Source organism: Pseudomonas sp. 58(2021), assembly GCF_017491585.1.
Lineage (GTDB): Bacteria > Pseudomonadota > Gammaproteobacteria > Pseudomonadales > Pseudomonadaceae > Aquipseudomonas > Aquipseudomonas fluorescens_BT.
In genome coordinates this window covers 197,259-215,268 of record NZ_JAFGYZ010000003.1, presented here as the reverse complement: position 1 = coordinate 215,268, position 18,010 = coordinate 197,259, and the positions used below count along the sequence as shown (strand labels likewise).

General features: G+C 60.2%; 14 protein-coding genes. 5 read left to right on the top strand and 9 right to left on the bottom strand.

Features of this window, described 5'->3' with window-relative positions; genetic code table 11:
- The first annotated feature begins 22 nt into the window (after positions 1–22).
- Entirely contained in the window at positions 23–400 is a 378-nt protein-coding gene (locus J5M72_RS04655) for a response regulator (protein ID WP_007954537.1), read from the top strand.
- Between the two features lie 13 nt (positions 401–413).
- Here the strand turns inward: J5M72_RS04655 and J5M72_RS04650 are convergent, their stop codons facing one another.
- The 3 genes from J5M72_RS04650 to J5M72_RS04640 form a co-directional block, all read right to left on the bottom strand.
- Positions 414–2,084: an ATP-binding protein gene (locus J5M72_RS04650; RefSeq protein WP_169430352.1), complete on the bottom strand. Its 1,671-nt coding sequence runs from the start codon at positions 2,082–2,084 to the stop codon at positions 414–416.
- Positions 2,081–3,583, bottom strand: coding sequence for an ATPase domain-containing protein (locus tag J5M72_RS04645; RefSeq protein ID WP_207864334.1), 1,503 nt, complete (start codon positions 3,581–3,583; stop codon positions 2,081–2,083). The genes J5M72_RS04650 and J5M72_RS04645 overlap by 4 nt, the downstream gene beginning before the upstream one ends.
- A 128-nt stretch (positions 3,584–3,711) precedes the next feature.
- Positions 3,712–4,767, bottom strand: coding sequence for a tetratricopeptide repeat protein (locus tag J5M72_RS04640; protein ID WP_207864332.1), 1,056 nt, complete (start codon positions 4,765–4,767; stop codon positions 3,712–3,714).
- Positions 4,768–4,958: 191 nt separating this feature from the next.
- Here J5M72_RS04640 and J5M72_RS04635 point away from each other — a divergent pair, with 191 nt between their 5' ends.
- From J5M72_RS04635 to J5M72_RS04625, 3 genes are read left to right on the top strand one after another with little or no spacing between them, the layout of a single operon-like run.
- On the top strand, positions 4,959–7,094 hold the full coding sequence (locus J5M72_RS04635) for an FUSC family protein (RefSeq protein WP_207864330.1): 2,136 nt from the start codon (positions 4,959–4,961) through the stop codon (positions 7,092–7,094).
- Positions 7,084–7,284: a DUF1656 domain-containing protein gene (locus J5M72_RS04630; RefSeq protein ID WP_207864329.1), complete on the top strand. Its 201-nt coding sequence runs from the start codon at positions 7,084–7,086 to the stop codon at positions 7,282–7,284. The genes J5M72_RS04635 and J5M72_RS04630 overlap by 11 nt, the downstream gene beginning before the upstream one ends.
- 4 nt (positions 7,285–7,288) lie before the next feature.
- Entirely contained in the window at positions 7,289–8,269 is a 981-nt protein-coding gene (locus tag J5M72_RS04625) for an HlyD family secretion protein (RefSeq protein ID WP_169430357.1), read from the top strand.
- Between the two features lie 58 nt (positions 8,270–8,327).
- Here J5M72_RS04625 and J5M72_RS04620 read toward each other — a convergent pair whose 3' ends face one another.
- The 5 genes from J5M72_RS04620 to J5M72_RS04600 all read right to left on the bottom strand — a co-directional run bounded on the left by J5M72_RS04620 (position 8,328) and on the right by J5M72_RS04600 (position 15,293).
- Positions 8,328–9,749, bottom strand: a complete 1,422-nt coding sequence (locus tag J5M72_RS04620) for a TolC family protein (RefSeq protein ID WP_169430358.1) — start codon at positions 9,747–9,749, stop codon at positions 8,328–8,330.
- Positions 9,746–12,937 carry an efflux RND transporter permease subunit gene (locus J5M72_RS04615; protein WP_207864327.1) on the bottom strand — a complete coding sequence of 1,064 codons (3,192 nt, stop codon included), beginning with the start codon at positions 12,935–12,937 and terminating at the stop codon, positions 9,746–9,748. Before J5M72_RS04615 ends, J5M72_RS04620 begins: the two co-directional genes overlap by 4 nt.
- Positions 12,938–12,952: 15 nt before the next feature.
- Positions 12,953–14,206: a multidrug efflux RND transporter periplasmic adaptor subunit MexE gene (mexE, locus tag J5M72_RS04610; protein WP_207864325.1), complete on the bottom strand. Its 1,254-nt coding sequence runs from the start codon at positions 14,204–14,206 to the stop codon at positions 12,953–12,955.
- 270 nt (positions 14,207–14,476) lie between these two features.
- Complete coding sequence (locus tag J5M72_RS04605; protein WP_169430361.1) at positions 14,477–14,929, bottom strand: DUF805 domain-containing protein; 453 nt, start codon at positions 14,927–14,929, stop codon at positions 14,477–14,479.
- A 16-nt stretch (positions 14,930–14,945) separates the two neighbouring features.
- Positions 14,946–15,293: a DUF4190 domain-containing protein gene (locus J5M72_RS04600; protein WP_169430362.1), complete on the bottom strand. Its 348-nt coding sequence runs from the start codon at positions 15,291–15,293 to the stop codon at positions 14,946–14,948.
- A 326-nt stretch (positions 15,294–15,619) separates the two neighbouring features.
- Here J5M72_RS04600 and J5M72_RS04595 point away from each other — a divergent pair, with 326 nt between their 5' ends.
- Positions 15,620–16,786 (top strand): sugar transporter, encoded by a 1,167-nt coding sequence (locus J5M72_RS04595; protein ID WP_207864323.1) that lies wholly within the window; start codon positions 15,620–15,622, stop codon positions 16,784–16,786.
- A 68-nt stretch (positions 16,787–16,854) separates the two neighbouring features.
- On the opposite strand, the gene J5M72_RS04590 is transcribed toward J5M72_RS04595, so the two are convergent.
- Entirely contained in the window at positions 16,855–17,769 is a 915-nt protein-coding gene (locus tag J5M72_RS04590; RefSeq protein ID WP_085709803.1) for a LysR family transcriptional regulator, read from the bottom strand.
- Positions 17,770–18,010: the final 241 nt, after the last annotated feature.

Genomic DNA, 18,010 nt, shown 5'->3' with positions numbered 1-18,010 from the left:
ATTGACCGAACAAAGGCTTCCCATGAGCGTAGATGCACAAGATGTAGTACTCGTCGTCGAGGACGAACCGGTGATCCTGATGGTGCTGACGGACTATCTGTCGGGGCAGGGCTATCGCGTATTGCAGGCCGAAAACGGCGAGCAGGCGTTCGAGATTCTGGCGAGCAAGCCGCATCTGGACATGTTGATTACTGATTTTCGCCTGCCTGGAGGAATTTCCGGCGTGCAGATCGCCGAGCCCGCCGTCAAGTTGCGCCCTGATCTGAAAGTGATCTTCATCAGCGGCTATCCGCAGGAAATCCGCGAGACCGGCAGCCCGATCACCCGCCGGGCACCGATCCTGGAAAAACCGTTCGACCTGGACGTGTTGCAGGAGAAGATTCAGGAGTTGCTGGCCTGAGGCGTCAACCGCCTCAGCTCTTGATCATCTCCCGCACCTTCGCCGTCAACAGATCGAACGTGAACGGCTTGGTGATCATCTGCATGCCCGGATCAAGAAACCCGCCGCGTACCGCCGCGTGCTCGGCGTAACCGGTGATGAACAGGACTTTCAACTCTGGACGGTACTGTCGGCCGATTTCCGCCAGTTGCCGGCCATTCATGCCCGGCAGGCCGACATCACTGATCAGCAGATCAATGCGCTGCGCCGAATCCAGGATGGGCACCGCGCCGTCGGCGTCGCTGGCTTCGACAAATCCGTAACCCAGTTCACTCAATACCGCGCTGACCAGCACGCGCACGGCCGGGTCGTCTTCGACGATCAACACCGTTTCGCCTTCCACGGCATCCGGCGCCTGCTCCATGCCCACTGGAACGTGGGGCAGGGACTCACCCTGGAAGCGCGGCAGATAGAGTTTGACCGTAGTGCCTTTGTCGATTTCGCTATCGATCGAGACATGGCCACCGGATTGCTTGCTGAAGCCATAAATCATCGACAGGCCCAACCCGGTGCCCTGACCGATGGGTTTAGTGGTGAAAAACGGATCGAATGCGCGGCTGATCACGCTCTGCGGCATTCCGCAGCCGTTGTCGGTGACGCTCAACACGACATAGTCGCCGGGTGAAAGGTTGTTGTAGGTCGCGGTGAATTCGCGATCCAGCACCTGATTGCCTGTCTCGACCACCAGATGACCGCCGTCGGGCATGGCGTCGCGTGCGTTGATCACCAGATTGAGCAGGGCGCTTTCGAGTTGATTGGGGTCGGCTTCCGCCACCCACAATTGTTCGTGCAGGCGCATGTCCAGCTGGATGCTTTCGTTGAGGCTGCGCTGCAGCAGCTCGCCCATCGACTTCACCAGATCATTCATCTGCACGGCTTTGGAATCCAGCGACTGCCGCCGGGAAAATGCCAGCAGACGGTGGGTCAGGCCGGCTGCCCGGTTGGCGGAGGTCACGCCCAGATCGATCAGGCTGTCGAGATCTTCCAGGCGCCCGCGAGCCAGGCGTCGGCGCAACAACTCCAGGCTGCCGATGATGCCGGTCAGCATGTTATTGAAGTCGTGGGCGATACCGCCGGTAAGCTGGCCGACCGCTTCCATTTTCTGCGACTGGCGCAGGGCTTCTTCGTTATGTCGCAATTGCGCCGTGCGTTCTTCAACCTGTTGCTCAAGGGTTTCGAGGGTTGACTGCAGGCGCCGTTCGCTTTCGCTCAGATCAATCAGGCGGTCGCGGGCCTCGTACTGTCGTCGTCGCCCGCGCAGGGCGGCAGTAATCATGCTGACCAGCGTCGCCGGATGAAAAGGGCGCTCGAGAAAGGTCACGTTGCCCAGCAAATCACTGAGCTGCGAAGACGGACCCTGTTCGGATCCACCATGATGGGTCAGCAATACGATCGGCAGGTCGGACCAGGCAGGCTGTTGCTCAAGATACCGCAACAGGGTTTCCAGCTCCGGACCGCGCAGGGCTTCGGCGGCGATCAACAGCAAACCCGCGCCGGGTTCCAGTTCGCTGCACAAGTTGGCCAGATCCGGGGTGATCAGGCCACCATACCCGGCCTCGTTGAGGATCATCAGCGCAATCTGGCTGTCACGACCCAGGGGCGCCAGAATCAGCGCCCGTTCCGACAGCGGCACGGTGACGGTCACAAGTTGTCTTCCTTGAGCAGCGGCTTGCTCGCGCCGAAGTATGAGGGCACACCGCGCAGCACACCCTGGAAAGCTTCCAGAGGTTCGCCGATGGTCATGCCCTGGGTAGAAATGCGGTATTCACGAATGGTCGATTCATGACTGCCGGTGCGTTTCTTGATGATCGAAATGGCCCGACGGACTTTGCCGAGGGCTTCGAAGTAGCGCAACAGGATCACCGTGTCGGCCAGGTACGTGATGTCCACCGGCGCCTGCATGTCGCCGACCAGCCCATGCTGGGCCACGGTCATGAAGGTCGCGGCGCCCTTGCGATTCAGGTACAGCAACAGCTCGTGCATGTGCAGGACCAGCGCGTTCTCTTCCGGCATGGCGGCCTGATAACCGTTGATGCTGTCGATCACCACCGTCTTGATGTCACCGTCATCGACGCAGCGACGCACCCGGTGAGAGAACTCGCCGGGAGACAGTTCGGCGGCATCGACTTGTTCGATCAGCAGATTGCCGGTGGCTTGCAGGGCCTTGAGGTCGATGCCGATGTTTTTCATGCGCTCGAACAGCAGGCCCAGTTCTTCATCGAAAATGAACAGCGCGGCTTTTTCGCCACGAGTGACTGCCGCTGCGGCGAAAATCATCGAGATCAATGATTTGCCGGTACCTGCAGGGCCGAGGATCAGCGTGCTGGAACCGGTCTCGACTCCGCCCCCCAGCAGCGCGTCCATTTGGTTGATCCCGCTGCTCAGTTGCAGGCGCGGGTAATCGTTACGATGCTCCGCTGCGACCAGGCGCGGGAACACATGCACGCCATCGCCCATGATGGTGAAGTCGTGAAAGCCACCGCGATATTTCTGGCCTCGATACTTGACCACCCTGACACGCCGGCGTTCGGCGCCGTAGTTGGGGGTCAGTTCTTCGAGGCGGATCACGCCGTGGGCCACGCTGTGGACGGTCTTGTCGAGGGACTCGGTGGTCAGGTCGTCCAGCAGCAGTACCGTTGCGTCATAGCGCACGAAATAATGCTTGATCGCCAGGATCTGTCGACGATAACGCAAGGAGCTTTGTGCCAGCAGGCGAATCTCGGAGAGGCTGTCGAGCACCACCCGGGTCGGTTTGAAGCGCTCGACCACTTCAAAAATCTGTCGGGTGGCTTCGCCCAGTTCAAGATCCGAGGAATACAGCAGGCTCTGCTGATGTTCGGCATTGAGCAGGCTTTCCGGCGGAGTCAGTTCGAAAATGTGAATGTTCTCGTCCAGTTCCCAGCCGTGGGACAGCGCGCCCTGGCGCAACTCCCGCTCGGTTTCCGACAGCGTGATGTACAACGAGCGTTCCCCGGCGCGCGCGCCGGCGAGAAGAAAATGCAATGCGACCGTGGTTTTACCGGTACCGGGCTCGCCCTCCAGCAGAAAGACATGACTGCGAGACAAGCCACCGGCCAGGATATCGTCCAGCCCTTCGATGCCGGTGGCGGCTTTGGCACTGATCAACGCGTTCGATGTAGACAAAAAATGCCCTCTCATGACTAGGGGAAACGCGGCAGCTGGCGGTGTACGCCATCAAGGGCTGCCTGTTCACTTGACCCCGGGCCGGGATGGCGGTTCCGAATTTCTTGCCGGCAACCTTCTGGAGGCGTTCAAAGACCCTGCTGCAAGGCCGGGTCGTCCGGGTTCATCTGTTCGAGCTGTGCCAGCAGAATCTGCACGTTCTGCAACTGACCGCTTTCCTTCCAGTAATTGATCAGCAGCACCCGGGCCTTGCGATTGGCGGGGTGGCGCTGAACGATTTCCTGCAATTGTTTCTGCGCCGCTTCAAGTTCCTCGGCGGTGTGCAGTGTGGTGGCGAGGTCGTAGCGATAGTCCTTGTTATCGGGCTCCAGCTCCACCGCCTTGGACAGACCGAGCAGCGCAAACTCGCGTTGATCGTGATGCAGCAGCCACAGACCCAATGCATGTTGCAGATAGGCGGAGTCAGGCTGGGCCTTCAGCTGTCTGGCCAATAGCTGGCGGGTGGCATCGCTCTGGCCCTGGCGGTCGAGCACTTCAATCTGCATCACCAGCGCCGGCAGGTTGCCGGGGTCCAGGCGCAGGGTCTGATCGAGATCTTCCTGCGCCTGTTTGAGCTCGGCATTGTGCAGGTGCAGGCGCGCCAGCTGGACGAAGTTGTCGGCGCTTTCCGGCTGGCTTTGCAGGGCCTGCTCCCAACTGTCGATACCTTGCTGCAACGGCGCGAAATACAGGCCCAGTTGATCCGGCGACAAGCCGAGCAAGGCGTTGATCGCGGCAAATCGTACGGTTTGATCTTCATCGTCGAGCAACGGGCCCAGCAGAAGGCTGCGTTGCCCACCCGGTACCAGGCCGGTCACACTCCTGATCGCTGCCATGCGCACTTCGGGCGACGTGTTCTGCAGATCGGCATCTGCCAGCTTCAAGGCTTGAGGGCTTGGGTAGTTGGGCAGTTCGGCATGCAGCCAGACGCGGCGCCTGACCGACAGGTCGGGGCGCCCCAGTTGCTGATACAGCAGGCGTGCGGCGCCCGGTTGCCCGGCACGGGCGGCGGAAAGCGCTTCGCTGTAACCGTGCCTGATCGCCTCCGGCACCACCGGAGCGGTGTTGCGCAGGGACAGCCACGCAACCACGAGGATGACCACGAGGCCAAGACTGATGAGGAAGTAGCGGCGGGACTGAGGCATGCAGGTATCCGAAACTTTCTATTGACGCAGAGGGGGCAAGCTTCGGTCAGCCGACGCCGTGAGTCAAACACTGAGCCTGATATGGCCCACCACGGATGTTGAATCGGCCTACAAGATCTGTCGGCTGCGGAAATCATCCAGCTCTCGAAGCATTGACTACGATTGATGAAGTTCCTTCGATGAGCGTGTCCATGCAAGCCCTGTTCGGTTACTTCAAGGCAGTGATCCATCCTGGTCAGACGGTGTTGCTGTTCGCCCTGCGCACCATTGCGGCGGGGTTGCTGACCCTGTACCTGGCGTTTCTGTTCGATCTGGATCAGCCCAAGTGGTCGATCATGGCTGTGGTCATCATCAGCCAGCCGCTGGCCGGGATGGCATTGGCCCGCAGTTTCGGGCAAGTCATCGGCACCACCCTCGGCGCGGCGGTGGCGGTATTGATCATGGCGATCTTTCCCCAGGCGCCGTTGCCGTTCATTACAACCCTCGCGTTGTGGCTGGCCCTGTGCACAGCCGGCGGCACGCTGTTGCGTTACACCAGTTCACAGGCTTTTGTGCTGAGTGGCTATACCGCCGTGGTGGTGGCGCTGCTGGCGATCCCGGATCAGGACGGTACATTCCTGCTGGCGGTCACGAGGGTGACGGAAACGCTGCTGGCCGTGGCCTGCGTGTGTATCGTCAGCTTGCTGACGGCCCGTCCGGAGGCGGTTTCGCGCAACTACTTCGCGAAAGTCGATCAGGTGATCAAACTGGTCGCTACCCATGCCGCTGCGGTGATCCGCACTGTAGAAAGCGAAGCCGAATTCCAGCGCCGGCAAATGCAGTTGCTCGGAGAAATCAGCGCACTGGAGGGCCTGCGGCGACACCTGTATTTCGACGCCCCACGCTTGCGCAGCGCCAACAATCTGGTGCTACTGCTGGGCAATCAACTGATGTTGCTGACCTCACGTCTGACCGCCCTGCGTCATCAACGCCAGTTGCTCACCGAGCGATGGGAGGGCGACTTGCCGTTGGAGGTTCAGCGATTGCGCGCCGATGAGCTGGCGTTTCTCGATGAACTGGCCCGATACGGGCGTTCATTGCCGGAAGAAACAAGACATCGGTTGGTTATTCTGCAGCAGCAGTTCGAGGAACTGGCCTACAGGGCCGAACAGCAGACGGAAGAAATGAGTGCGACCCTGCGCTCGCTGGCCTGGGCATTGCGTTGGGAGCAGGCGCGGCTGTTGCAGCAGATCGAGCAGATTCTCGAACTGAGCGAAGCCATACAGGAGGGGCGGGAGGCCAGTTGCATGTTTCGTGGTCAAGCCAGCCCGTTGCATCTGGATTTCACCCTGGCAACCATGAATGCCATTCGTGCCTTCAGCGCCTTGTTGATCGCCGGGTTGATCTGGATCGAAACAGCCTGGGATGGCGCACGTGGCGGAATGATTCTGGTCGGGATTCTGTGTTCGCTGATGGCGACGTTCCCGCGCCCCTTGATAGCCGCGCAGAGTTACGCCCGCGGACTGGGTCTGGCATTGGTGGTTTCGGCGCTGTACCAGTTCATGCTGGTGCCGGCGGTCAGCGACTTTGAATGGCTGGCCTTGCTGCTTGCGCCGCTGCTGTATGTGATTGCGGTCGGGCTGGCCAGTCCGGCCACCGCAGGTATCGGAATGGGGCTGGGTTTGTCGAGTTTCCTGATGCTCGGGCCGCAGAACGTTGGTACCGGTCAGAACACTGCCATTCAATGGTTCGAGTTTGCCGGCGCTTACGTCAGTGCGGCGATGCTGGCCCTGATCGTCTATGCGTGGATTTTTCCGTTCCGCCCGGTGCTTCGAATCCGTCGCTTCTACAACGAAGCACGGGAACAGGTGTATCAATTCACCCAATCGCCCGTCACCGACGAGCAGCAGTTCGCTTTTGAAAGCCGTATGGTCGATCGTCTGACGACCATGTTGGGGCTATTGCCCGCAGCCAATGATCCGGACATGCAGAGACGTTATGAAATCAGCCTCGCCTGCGTGGCACTCGGCGTTGCGATTCACCAACTGAGGCAGCAGATGCAGAACAACGCTTTGCTTTCGGAGGCCTTCGGTCAACGACTGACGACAGCCTTGCGCCAGACCGGGCGATTCGTCGCCGGTCGGGCAGACACCGACCTGAAACCCTTGTTGACGACGCTGCATGCACTGGGCGACGAACTGGATGATCTGCATGCCGCGACCCATGAACATCTGTGGTCTGTGTTCCGCATGCGTGTGGCGTTGCTGATCGTCGTGTCGTTTCTTCAGCGCCATGGCGAGTATCTGCAACACAACGCCCCTGAAGGAGAACCGAGCCTTGCCCATTGATTTCGAGATCGGTGGGGTTTACCTGCCACCAATCGCCCAAGCGCTGATCCTCGCCGTACCGGTCTTTCTATTGCTGGACTGGGTATTGCGTCGCCTCGGCGTGCTGCGTCTGGTCTGGCACGAAGCGTTGTTCGAAGGCGCGCTGTACGCCTGCGTTTGTGCCACTTTGATTCTGCTGATGGGAGCCTGATGCCTTGAAGACGTTGCTCACCCGATTGACGACATTGGCAGTGGTGCTGCTGGCCATCGTGCTCGGCTGGTTCGCCTGGGAGCATTACACACGGGCTCCCTGGACGCGGGATGCGCGGGTGAGGGCAGATGTGGTGACACTGTCGGCGGATGTTTCGGGTCGCATCGTCAGTCTGGCGGTGCAGGACAACCAGCACGTTGAAAAGGGGCAACTGCTGCTCGAGATCGATCCGGCCCGCTACAGTCTGGCGGTTGAACATGCCAGGCGTTCGGTCGAGGTGGCCAAGGCCACCCTGGGTCAGTCCCGGGCGTCCATCGTGGCCAGCGAGGCCTTGCTCAAACAGCGCGAGAGTGAGGAACGACGCAGACGTACACTCAAACAGGGTTTTGCGATTTCCGGTGAAGAGTGGGAAAAGTCCAGCACCGATGTGGCTGTGGCCCAGGCTGACCTGCTGCGTAACCAGGCCAATCTGGGATTGGCTGAGGCCAACGTGCAATTGGCGATTGCGGCACTGACCCAGGCGGAATTGGATTTGCAGCGTACCCGAGTCGAATCGCCGGTCAGCGGCTACGTCACCAACCTGTTGACCCGGCAGGGCGACTACGCGGTGGCCGGCGGCGCATTGCTGGCACTGGTGGACAGCGACTCGTTCTACGTCAGTGGTTACTTCGAAGAGACCAAATTGCCACGGATCGAGGAGGGCGACAGGGTTCGGATCGAATTGATGAGTGGAGAGAAATTCGGCGGCACCGTACAAAGCATCGCATTCGCCATCGCCGACCGGGAGAACGCGCCGGGCAGTCGATTGCTGGCCAACATCAACCCCAGCTACACCTGGGTGAAACTGGCACAACGGGTACCGGTGCGCATCGGCATCGACTCCGACTATGCGGGCAAGGACCGGCTCAGGGCAGGCACTACAGCCACCGTCACCGTTCTGGAAAACCACGAAAGACGGGTACAAAAAAGCCCCGCGACCGAATGATACGCGGGGCAAAAAATTGGTTGGTTGCGGCCAACCAAAGGAGCTCTTTAAAATCCTGTTACTTGCTGGCGACCGTTTCCGGTTGCCAGCCGCCACCGAGGGCCTTGTAGATCGCGACGATGCCGCGATACAGATCGACTTCGGCCTGGGCCTGGCTGTCTTCGGCGTTCAGGCGCTCACGCTGGGCGTCGAGCAGCACGAGGAAATCCGTGGTGCCTTCGCGATAGCGGATTTCAGCCAGATCGGCAGCCTTGCGACTTGATTCGCTCTGGCGGATCAGCGAGATCAGGCGTTGCTGACGTTTGCCGTAATCGCTGAAGGCATTCTCCGACTCTTCCAGGGCCAGCAGCACTTGTTGCTCGTAGGTCGCCAGTGCGCCTTCGGCATCGGCATCGGCGCCGCGCAGGCGGGCCCGCACGCTGCCAAGGTCGAACGCCGCCCAGGTGATGCTCGGGCCCAGTGCCCAGGCGTTGGCCGCCGAGGAACCGATCTGCGAGCCACGCCCGGCGGTCCAACCCAGGAAACCGCTGAGGCTGACACGAGGAAACAGGTCGGCCTTGGCCACACCGATACGCGCCGTGGCCGAAGCCAGTTTGCGTTCGGCGCTGAGGATGTCCGGACGACGTTGCAGCAGCTCGCCCGGATCACCGATCGGCAATGCCTTGGCGATGGCTGGCAAGTCTTTCGGGCTCAGGTCGACGGTCAGCTTGTCCGGACGTTCACCCAGCAGGGTGGCGATGCGGTTTTTCTGCCGAACCTGCTCCGCCTGCAATTGCGGCACGCTGGCTTCGACCGACGCCAGACGGGCATCGGCACGCTCGACATCGAGCTGATCGCCAACGCCGGCATCACGCAGGCTGATGGTGATCTTGCGCGACTCCTGCTGGTTTTCCAGGTTGGCCACGGCGATCTTTTCCCGCAACTGTGCACCGCGCAGTTGACCGTAGGCGTCCACCAGTTCGGCAATCATGGTGACTTGCAGTTGGTACAGATCGGCTTCGGCTGCCTGCTGATCGGCTTCACTGGCTTCCAGGTTGCGCTGGATGCGGCCAAACAGATCGACCTCCCAGGCCATGTCCAGACCCAGGTCGTAGCGTTCGCTGTTGACCCGCTTGGTGGTCTGGCCGGGAATCTGCCCCTTGGCCAGATCGCTGCTGGCGCGGCTGGTGATGGTCGGCATCGCGTCATTGCTGACGTCGTCACGGATCGCCCGGGCGGCTTTCCAGCGGGCGAACGCCACGCGCAATTGACGGTTGCCTTGCAGCGATTGAGTCACCAACTGGTTGAGGGTCGGATCGTCGAACTGCTGCCACCAGATGCCTTCGAACTTCGAACGGTCAAAGTTCTTCTGGCCGGCGGCGCCGTCGGTGGCGGCCGTGATGTTGGCCGCCTCCGTGGCTGGGGTCTTGTAGTCGGGGCCGACTGCGCAGGCACTCAGGGCCAGCACCAGCAGGCTCGGCAGGAAGACTTTCAGACTCATTGGTGCGCCTCCAGTGGCTTTTGAAGATTCTGCGCCTTGGCCGCTTTGCGGGCTTCACCGCGCTCCACGAAGTTGCGGATCAGTACATAGAACACCGGCGTCAGCAGCAGACCGAAGAAGGTCACCCCGAGCATCCCGGAGAACACCGCCACACCCATGGCGTGACGCATCTCGGCACCGGCACCGCTGGAGAACACCAGTGGCACCACACCCATGATGAACGCGAACGAGGTCATCAGGATCGGCCGCAGACGCAGACGGCAGGCTTCCAGTACAGCGGCCAGCGGGTCGAGACCTTCCTGCTGTTTGTCCTTGGCGAATTCGACGATCAGAATCGCGTTCTTACAGGCCAGCCCCACCAGTACGATCAAACCGATCTGGGTGAAGATGTTGTTGTCACCGCCAGAAATGATCACACCCGTGATGGCCGACAGCAGGGTCATCGGCACGATCAGGATCACCGCCAGTGGCAGGCTCCAGCTTTCGTATTGAGCGGCGAGCACCAGGAACGCCAGCAGTACACAGAGCGGGAACACGAACAACGCAGTGTTGCCGGACAGAATCTGCTGGTAGGTCAGGTCGGTCCACTCGTAGGTCATGCCGTTCGGAAGTTCATCCTTGAGCAATTTCTCGATGGCTTTTTCGGCCTGGCCGGAGCTGTAGCCGGGTGCTGCTGCACCGTTGATTTCAGCGGTGATGAAGCCGTTGTAGTGCATCACGCGATCCGGGCCCGAGGTGTCGCTGACCTTGATGAAGGTCGCCAGCGGGATCATTTCGCCTTTGTTGTTGCGTACTTTCAGCTGGCCGATCTGGTCGGATTCGAGGCGGAACTGCTGCTCGGCCTGAACGTTGACCTGATAGGTGCGCCCGAAGCGGTTGAAGTCGTTGGCATACAGCGAACCCAGGTAGATCTGCAGGGTGTCGAAGATGTCGCTGACGGCCACGCCATGGGTCTTGGCTTTTTCGCGGTCGATGGCAGCATCGACCTGCGGCACGTTCACGGTGTAGCTGGTGAACAGGTTGGCCAGTTCCGGAACGTTATGGCTCTTGGCAATGATGTTCATGGTTTCCTTGTACAGCTCTTCGTAGCCCAGGTTGCCCCGGTCTTCGATTTGCAGGCGGAAACCACCGATGGTGCCCAGACCTTGTACCGGTGGCGGCGGGAAGATCGCCATGTAGGCTTCCTGGATCCCGGCGTACTGGCCGTTCAAGGCACCGGCAATCGCACCGGCGGACATGCTCGGGTCTTTACGCTCGTCGAACGGTTTGAGGGTCACGAACACGATGCCGGCGTTCGGGCTGTTGGTGAAGCCGTTGATCGACAGGCCCGGGAACGCTACGGCGCTTTCCACGCCCGGCTGTTTCAGTGCCAGGTCGGACATGCGTTTGATCACGTCTTCGGTGCGGTCCAGGCTCGCGGCGTCCGGCAGTTGCGCGAAGGCCACCAGGTATTGCTTGTCCTGGCCGGGTACGAAACCGGTTGGGGTGCTGGAGAACCCGAAGAAGGTCAGCACCATCAGGCCTGCGTACAGGAAGAGGGCGATGCCGCTGCCACGGATAACCCGGCGCACGGTGCCGACGTAGCCATGACTGGCGCGGTCGAAGAAGCGGTTGAACGGACGGAACAGCCAGCCACCGAAGATCTTGTCCAGCACTCGCGAGAATCGGTCTTTCGGCGCGTCGTGACCTTTGAGCAACACAGCGGCCAGCGCTGGCGACAGGGTCAGTGAGTTGAAGGCCGAGATCACGGTCGAGATCGCGATGGTCAACGCGAACTGCTTGTAGAACTGGCCGGTCAGACCCGAGATGAATGCCGCCGGTACGAACACCGCACACAGCACCAGCGCCGTGGCAATGATCGGACCCGTTACTTCACCCATGGCCTTTTTGGTTGCATCGAAGGGGTTGAGCCCCAGTTCAATGTTCCGCTCGACGTTCTCCACCACCACGATGGCGTCGTCCACCACGATACCGATCGCCAGTACCAGGCCGAACAGCGACAGTGCGTTGAGCGAGAAGCCGAACAGGTGCATCACCGCAAACGTACCGATCAACGATACCGGCACCGCCACCAGCGGAATGATCGAGGCGCGCCAGGTCTGCAGGAACAGGATCACCACCAGAACCACGAGGATCAGTGCTTCGAAGAGGGTGTGAACCACCGCCTCGATGGAGCCGCGCACGAAGATTGTCGGATCATAGACGATGCTGTAGTCCATGCCTTGCGGGAAGCTTTTCTTCAGTTCTTCCATCTTGCCGCGAACTTCGTTCGAGATTTCGATGGCGTTGGACCCCGGGCGCTGGAAGATCGGGATCGCTACGGCTGGCTGGTTGTTCAGCAACGAGCGCAGGGCGTACTGGCTGGAACCCAGTTCGACGCGGGCGATATCCTTCAGGCGAGTGATTTCACCGTTGTCGCCTGCGCGAATGATGATGTTCTCGAACTCTTCCTCGGAGACCAGACGGCCCTGAGTGTTGACCGACAGCTGGAAGCTTTGCGCAGTTGGCGCAGGAGGGGCGCCCAATTGGCCGGCGGCCACCTGACGGTTCTGCTCACGAATGGCGGTCACTACATCTGTGGCAGTCAGATTGCGCGAGGCGGTCTTGTTCGGATCCAGCCATACACGCAGCGAGTAGTCGCCCATACCGAACAGCTGCACGTCACCGACACCACCGAGGCGAGCGAGCTCATCCTTGATATTGAGGATCGCGTAGTTGGACAGGTACAGCATGTCGTAGCGTTTGTCCGGCGAGGTCAAGTGCACAACCATGGTCAGGTCGGGCGAGGCCTTGTCGACGGTGATACCGATGCGCGTGACTTCTTCCGGAAGCTTCGGTTCGGTCCGGGTCACGCGGTTCTGCACCTGCACCTGCGCGTTGTCCAGGTCGGTACCCAGGGCGAAGGTGATGGTCAGGGTGATCTTGCCGTCAGCGGTGGATTGCGAGGACATGTACAGCATGTTCTCGACGCCGGTGATGGCCTGCTCCAGCGGAGCCGCCACGGTTTCACCGATGACTTTTGGGTTGGCGCCCGGGAAGTTGGCACGTACCACCACGGTGGGCGGCACGACTTCCGGGTATTCGCTGATCGGCAACTGGAACAGCGAAATCGCACCGGCAATCAGGATCAACAGCGACAGCACCGCTGCGAAGATCGGCCGTGAAATGAAGAATTGGGAAAAATTCATCGGAGTTGTCGTCCCTTAACCGCGTGGGGTCGCAGCAGCCAGTTTCACAACCGAACCCGGCGCGCCTTTGGCTGGTGCGACTTTGGGCAGGTTGCTGGCTTCCAGCGCTTGTCGTTGTTGAGCGAGAGCGGCAATGGTTTGCTCGCTGGCCATCGGAATCACTTCAGGCGAAACGGGGGAGCCTGGGCGAACCCGTTGCAGACCCTTGACGATGATCGTGTCGTCCTTGTTCAGGCCGCTGCGCACGATACGCAGGCCTTCGATCTTCGGACCGAGTTCGACGGCGCGGTAGGCGGTCTTGTTGTCGCCATCCATCACCAGCACAAACTTCTTGCCGAGGTCGGTGCCAACGGCTTCGTCGTTGATCAGCATGGCGTTGTAGGTGCCACTGCCGACCAGTTTCAGACGCGCATACAGGCCCGGGGTATAGGTGCCGTCGCTGTTGTCAAAGACGGCGCGACCACGGATGGTGCCGGTTTTCGGGTTGACCTGGTTGTCGACGAAGTTCATCTGGCCCAGGTGCGGGTTGCCGTCTTCGTTGGACAGGCCCATGTACACCGGGGTGGTTGCACCGCGCTGACCCTGACGGGCGAGTTGGGTGTATTTGAGGAACACACGCTCGTCCGCGTCGAAGTAGGCGTAGACCTTGTCGGTGGAAACCACGCTGGTCAGCGGGGTGGTGTCGGCGGTCACCAGGTTACCGGCGGTGATCTCGGCACGGCTGACACGGCCACTGATCGGTGCGGTTACACGGGTGAAGCTCAGGTTCAGTTTGGCCAGATCCAGTTGCGCTTGAAGGGCGCCGACAGCGGCACGTGCTTCTTGTGCAGCGCTGGTGCGCGAGTCGGCCAGTTCGGCGGAAATCGCGTTGCTGGCACGCAGGCGTTCGCCACGGCCAGCTTCGTTTTCACTGCGGGTGGCGTTGGCGCGGGCCTGGGCGACCAGTGCTTCAAGACGGCGAACCTCAGCCTGGAACGGACGCGGGTCGATCTGGAACAACAGGTCGCCTTTCTTCACCAGTGCACCTTCGGTGAAGGCGACTTCGTCGATCTGACCGGAGACCCGTGGACGGATTTCAACGGTTTCCGGCGCCTCGAGGCGCCCGGTGAATTCGTCCCACTCGTTGACGGGTTGTTCCAGCACCTTGGCCACGCTGACTTTGGCAGCAGGCATGGCGGCGGCGGTTTCTGGAGTCTTGCCGCAGGCGCTCATCACCATCACGGCCAACAGAGCCAACGGGAAGCGCAAATGTTTGAGTGATTGTTCCATGGATGCATCCGCCAATGTATTGAAGATGGGCGGATGATGCTCGGCAGGTAGATAGCAAACGAATCGAATGACACGAAGGTAACTATCATTCGGAATGATATAAGACCGAGCGAAGTCCTCTAGCATGCACCTTTCGTTAGGGGGCTATCAATATGGTCGATGACAAATCTGTGTTGCGCGACCTGCAAGGATGAGATCGACAGGCATTCTTTGCGGCAGATGCAAAGAGACGGCCATGGCGGCCGTCTCTATCAGCGTGTAGCGGGTGACTCAGTTGATGCCTTTGCGGTTCGGCCCGAAACGGTTCGGACCTGGCTGGCTGTCCTGCACCAGAAACACCAGGTTGACGATCGGCAACAGCAACCACCAGCCACTGCGGTCGGTGTCGTGCATGCGGCGTGCACCGACCGCGATGCTTGGCAGCAACATCGCCAGGCTGTACAGGTTGTAAAGGACGCCCTTGGTATTGAGGATTGCATCGAGAACACCGATGACAATGCAGATACCCATGTTGATCAGGATGAACATCCAGTACTCGCGACGGGTGGCGCGCCCCTTGAACTCGGCGTAGTTCTTCAACGCTTCCATATAGGGGTTGCCCGTCGTGATGGCGGGGCCGCTTGCAAAGGACTGTTGGGTCGCCTGAGGCGCTCCGCACTGTGGGCAAGCCACGGCCAGGCTGCTAATTTCCTTGGCGCAACCGCGGCAGAAAACCATGCTCATATTTTTTTCCCTAAAATTATTCAATCGATAGGCAGGACAAAACGAACGCGGTAAGGCCTGACAAAATAATGCCGGCAATCGCGAGGTTTCTTCCTGGATGTTTTTGGTTGATGCAGACGATGCCGCAAAGGAGACCAGCAATGCTGAGAACTCCCACACCGACAATCGCGTCTCTGTCCCATTCGGAATCATCGAACAAAGTGAGTGCGCTGATAATTCCGATGATCAATGAAACGATGGCGAGCCAGGGAGCTTCGGCTTGAGTTTGCGGCACCGAGGCCTGCTGGGGAGCCCCGCATTGGGGGCAGGTGAGCGCCGATTCGTGAAGCTCCTTGGCGCAAGCACGACAATAGACCATTGCCATCGTTTTCCTTAACTGAGTGCGTATACCCGAACTGCCATGTATCGGGGCGGCGACACGTTAAACTTTATTGCCGAATTTGTCATTAGGCACTTTGCCAGCACTCACGATGTGCACCGAAATGACGAGCTTGCGAGGGGCGTCCGGATCACCAGCTCCGACCGATAACGCGCATTGCAGAAAGAACAGCGAGGTGCTCGCGCCAAGAGTTTCGCCACCAACGGACAAGTCGCCGTTTCTTTATAGTAAAGTCGCCATCGAACCACCTGTCGTCTGAGGCTTTCCGGCAATTGGTGTACGCAAAACCGACAGATGGGCACGACTTTCAAATGAGCAATTCTACGACGACCACCAGCGGCAATTGGTACGCGGTCATTGCGCTGGCGCTGGCTGCGTTCGTCTTCAACACCACCGAGTTTGTCCCTGTCGGTCTGTTGAGTTCCATTGGCAGCAGTTTCGACATGACATCGGCTCAGGTCGGCCTGATGTTGACCATTTATGCATGGGTGGTGTCGCTGACGTCACTTCCGATCATGCTGCTGACGCGCAATGTCGAGCGGCGCAAGCTGTTGATCGTACTGTTCGGGATATTCATCCTCAGTCACATCCTGTCGAGTCTGGCGACCAGCTTCGCTGTCCTGCTGGTAAGCCGGATTGGCGTGGCGTTGTCGCATGCGCTGTTCTGGTCCATCACCGCTTCACTGGCTGTGCGCCTGGCGCCGCCGGGCAAGCAGGTTCAAGCGTTGGGCCTGCTGGCAACCGGCACTTCACTGGCGATGGTGCTCGGCATTCCCCTTGGCCGGATATTGGGCGAGGCGATGGGCTGGCGAACCACTTTTATCGTGATCGCAGTGCTGGCCGCTACGCTGGTGTTCTGGCTGGCCAGGGTCTTGCCGTTGCTGCCGAGCCAGAACTCTGGCTCGCTCAAAAGTCTGCCCATTTTATTGAAGCGACCTGCGCTCATGGCGATCTACGTCCTGACGGCCATGGTCGTGACGGCGCATTTCACCGCCTACAGCTACATCGAACCTTTCGTGCAGGTCGTGGCGGGCATGAGTGGCGAGACGGTCACGCTGATCCTGCTGTTATTCGGCGGCGCGGGTATTTTCGGGTCCCTGCTGTTCAGCTGGCTGCACCGCTACAGCCCGCCGCGTTTTCTGATCGTCGCCGTTTCGTTGCTTGCGTTGTGCCTGGTGCTGCTGTTGCCTTTGAGCGGTAGCGTTTCGTACCTGTGCGCACTGAGCGTGTTCTGGGGAATGGCAATCATGGGATTCGGCCTGGCGCTGCAGTCCAGGGTCCTGGTGCTGGCACCCGACGCGACCGATGTGGCGATGGCGCTGTTTTCAGGGATCTACAACATCGGTATTGGTGGCGGGGCCCTGATGGGGAGCTGGGTGGGCAGCCAGCTCGGCTTTGCTTATGTGGGGATCGTGGGTGGCACGCTGGCGGCGCTGGCGCTGTTGATCTACTGTCTGTCGGTCAATCGCGTGGCTTGATCCGGGGCTTGTGTTTGAGTTTTTGAACCGCTTTGCTGACGACAGCAAAGCGGTTTCGGAAAGGTTGCTCAGAGACTGTCCGGATCGCCGAAGAACATCTGAATCCGCGACCTCAACCACCGCTCCCCCGGATCGTTATCCTGCGACCCGCGCCAAGCCATATGCAGTTCGAACGTGCGCGTCGGCAACGGCGGATCTTCCGCCCGAACGCCACCCGCAGACGTCAGCGCATCAGCCGTGTAATCCGGCACGGTCGCGACGATATCGGTTCCGGCCAGCAACGTGCTCAAGCCATTGAACTGCGGTACGGCCAGTACCACGTGGCGTTTGCGTCCGAGTTTTTCCAACTCCTCATCAATAAAGCCACTGAGGTCGCCGGCGAACGACACCAGCGCATGGGGGCGGGCGCAGTAGTCGTCCAGGCTCAGCGGCCCGGGTACGGTGTCGGCGCGCAGCAGTTTTGGCTGGCTGCGGCGCAAGACCTTGCGTTTGGCATTGGCCGGCAGGTCGGTGGTGTAGCTGACGCCGATGGAGATTTCGCCGGAGGCGAGCAGGCCAGGCATCAGGATGTAGTTGACGCGCCGGACCACCAGCACGATGCCCGGCGCCTCGGCGCGCAGGCGCTTGAGCAGCATGGGCAGCAACGCGAATTCGACGTCGTCCGACAGGCCGATGCGGAAAACCGACGTGCTGGTGGCCGGGTCGAATTCGGCCGCGCGGCTCACGGCAGTCGAAATCGAATCCAGGGCCGGGGAGAGCAGGGCAAAGATTTCCACCGCCCGAGCGGATGGTTCCATGCTGCGCCCGGTGCGTACAAACAGCGGATCATCGAACAGACCACGCAGGCGCGAGAGCGCCGCGCTGATCGCCGGCTGGCCGAGAAACAGTTTTTCCGCAGCGCGGGTCACGCTGCGTTCGTGCATCAGGGTTTCGAATACGATCAACAGGTTCAGGTCGACACGACGCAGGTCATTACGATTCATCTGGAGTCCTGGCAGAGTCATCAAGCTTGACGAGGGCAGCCATATGAGAACAATGGCCGGCATGAATCTTACGGGGAAAGGCTGGTAGTCTGCACCGGGTAATTCAGCTTTACTGAGAAGGCAGTGGCAGTTTTTTCATGGATTTTCTCAATGCTGGCCATACTGCGGAATCAATGACAGGCATGTCGACTATTAATAGCCACTGATGGTCTTGGCTGGAAAGCCCAGATAGAGTTCAGGG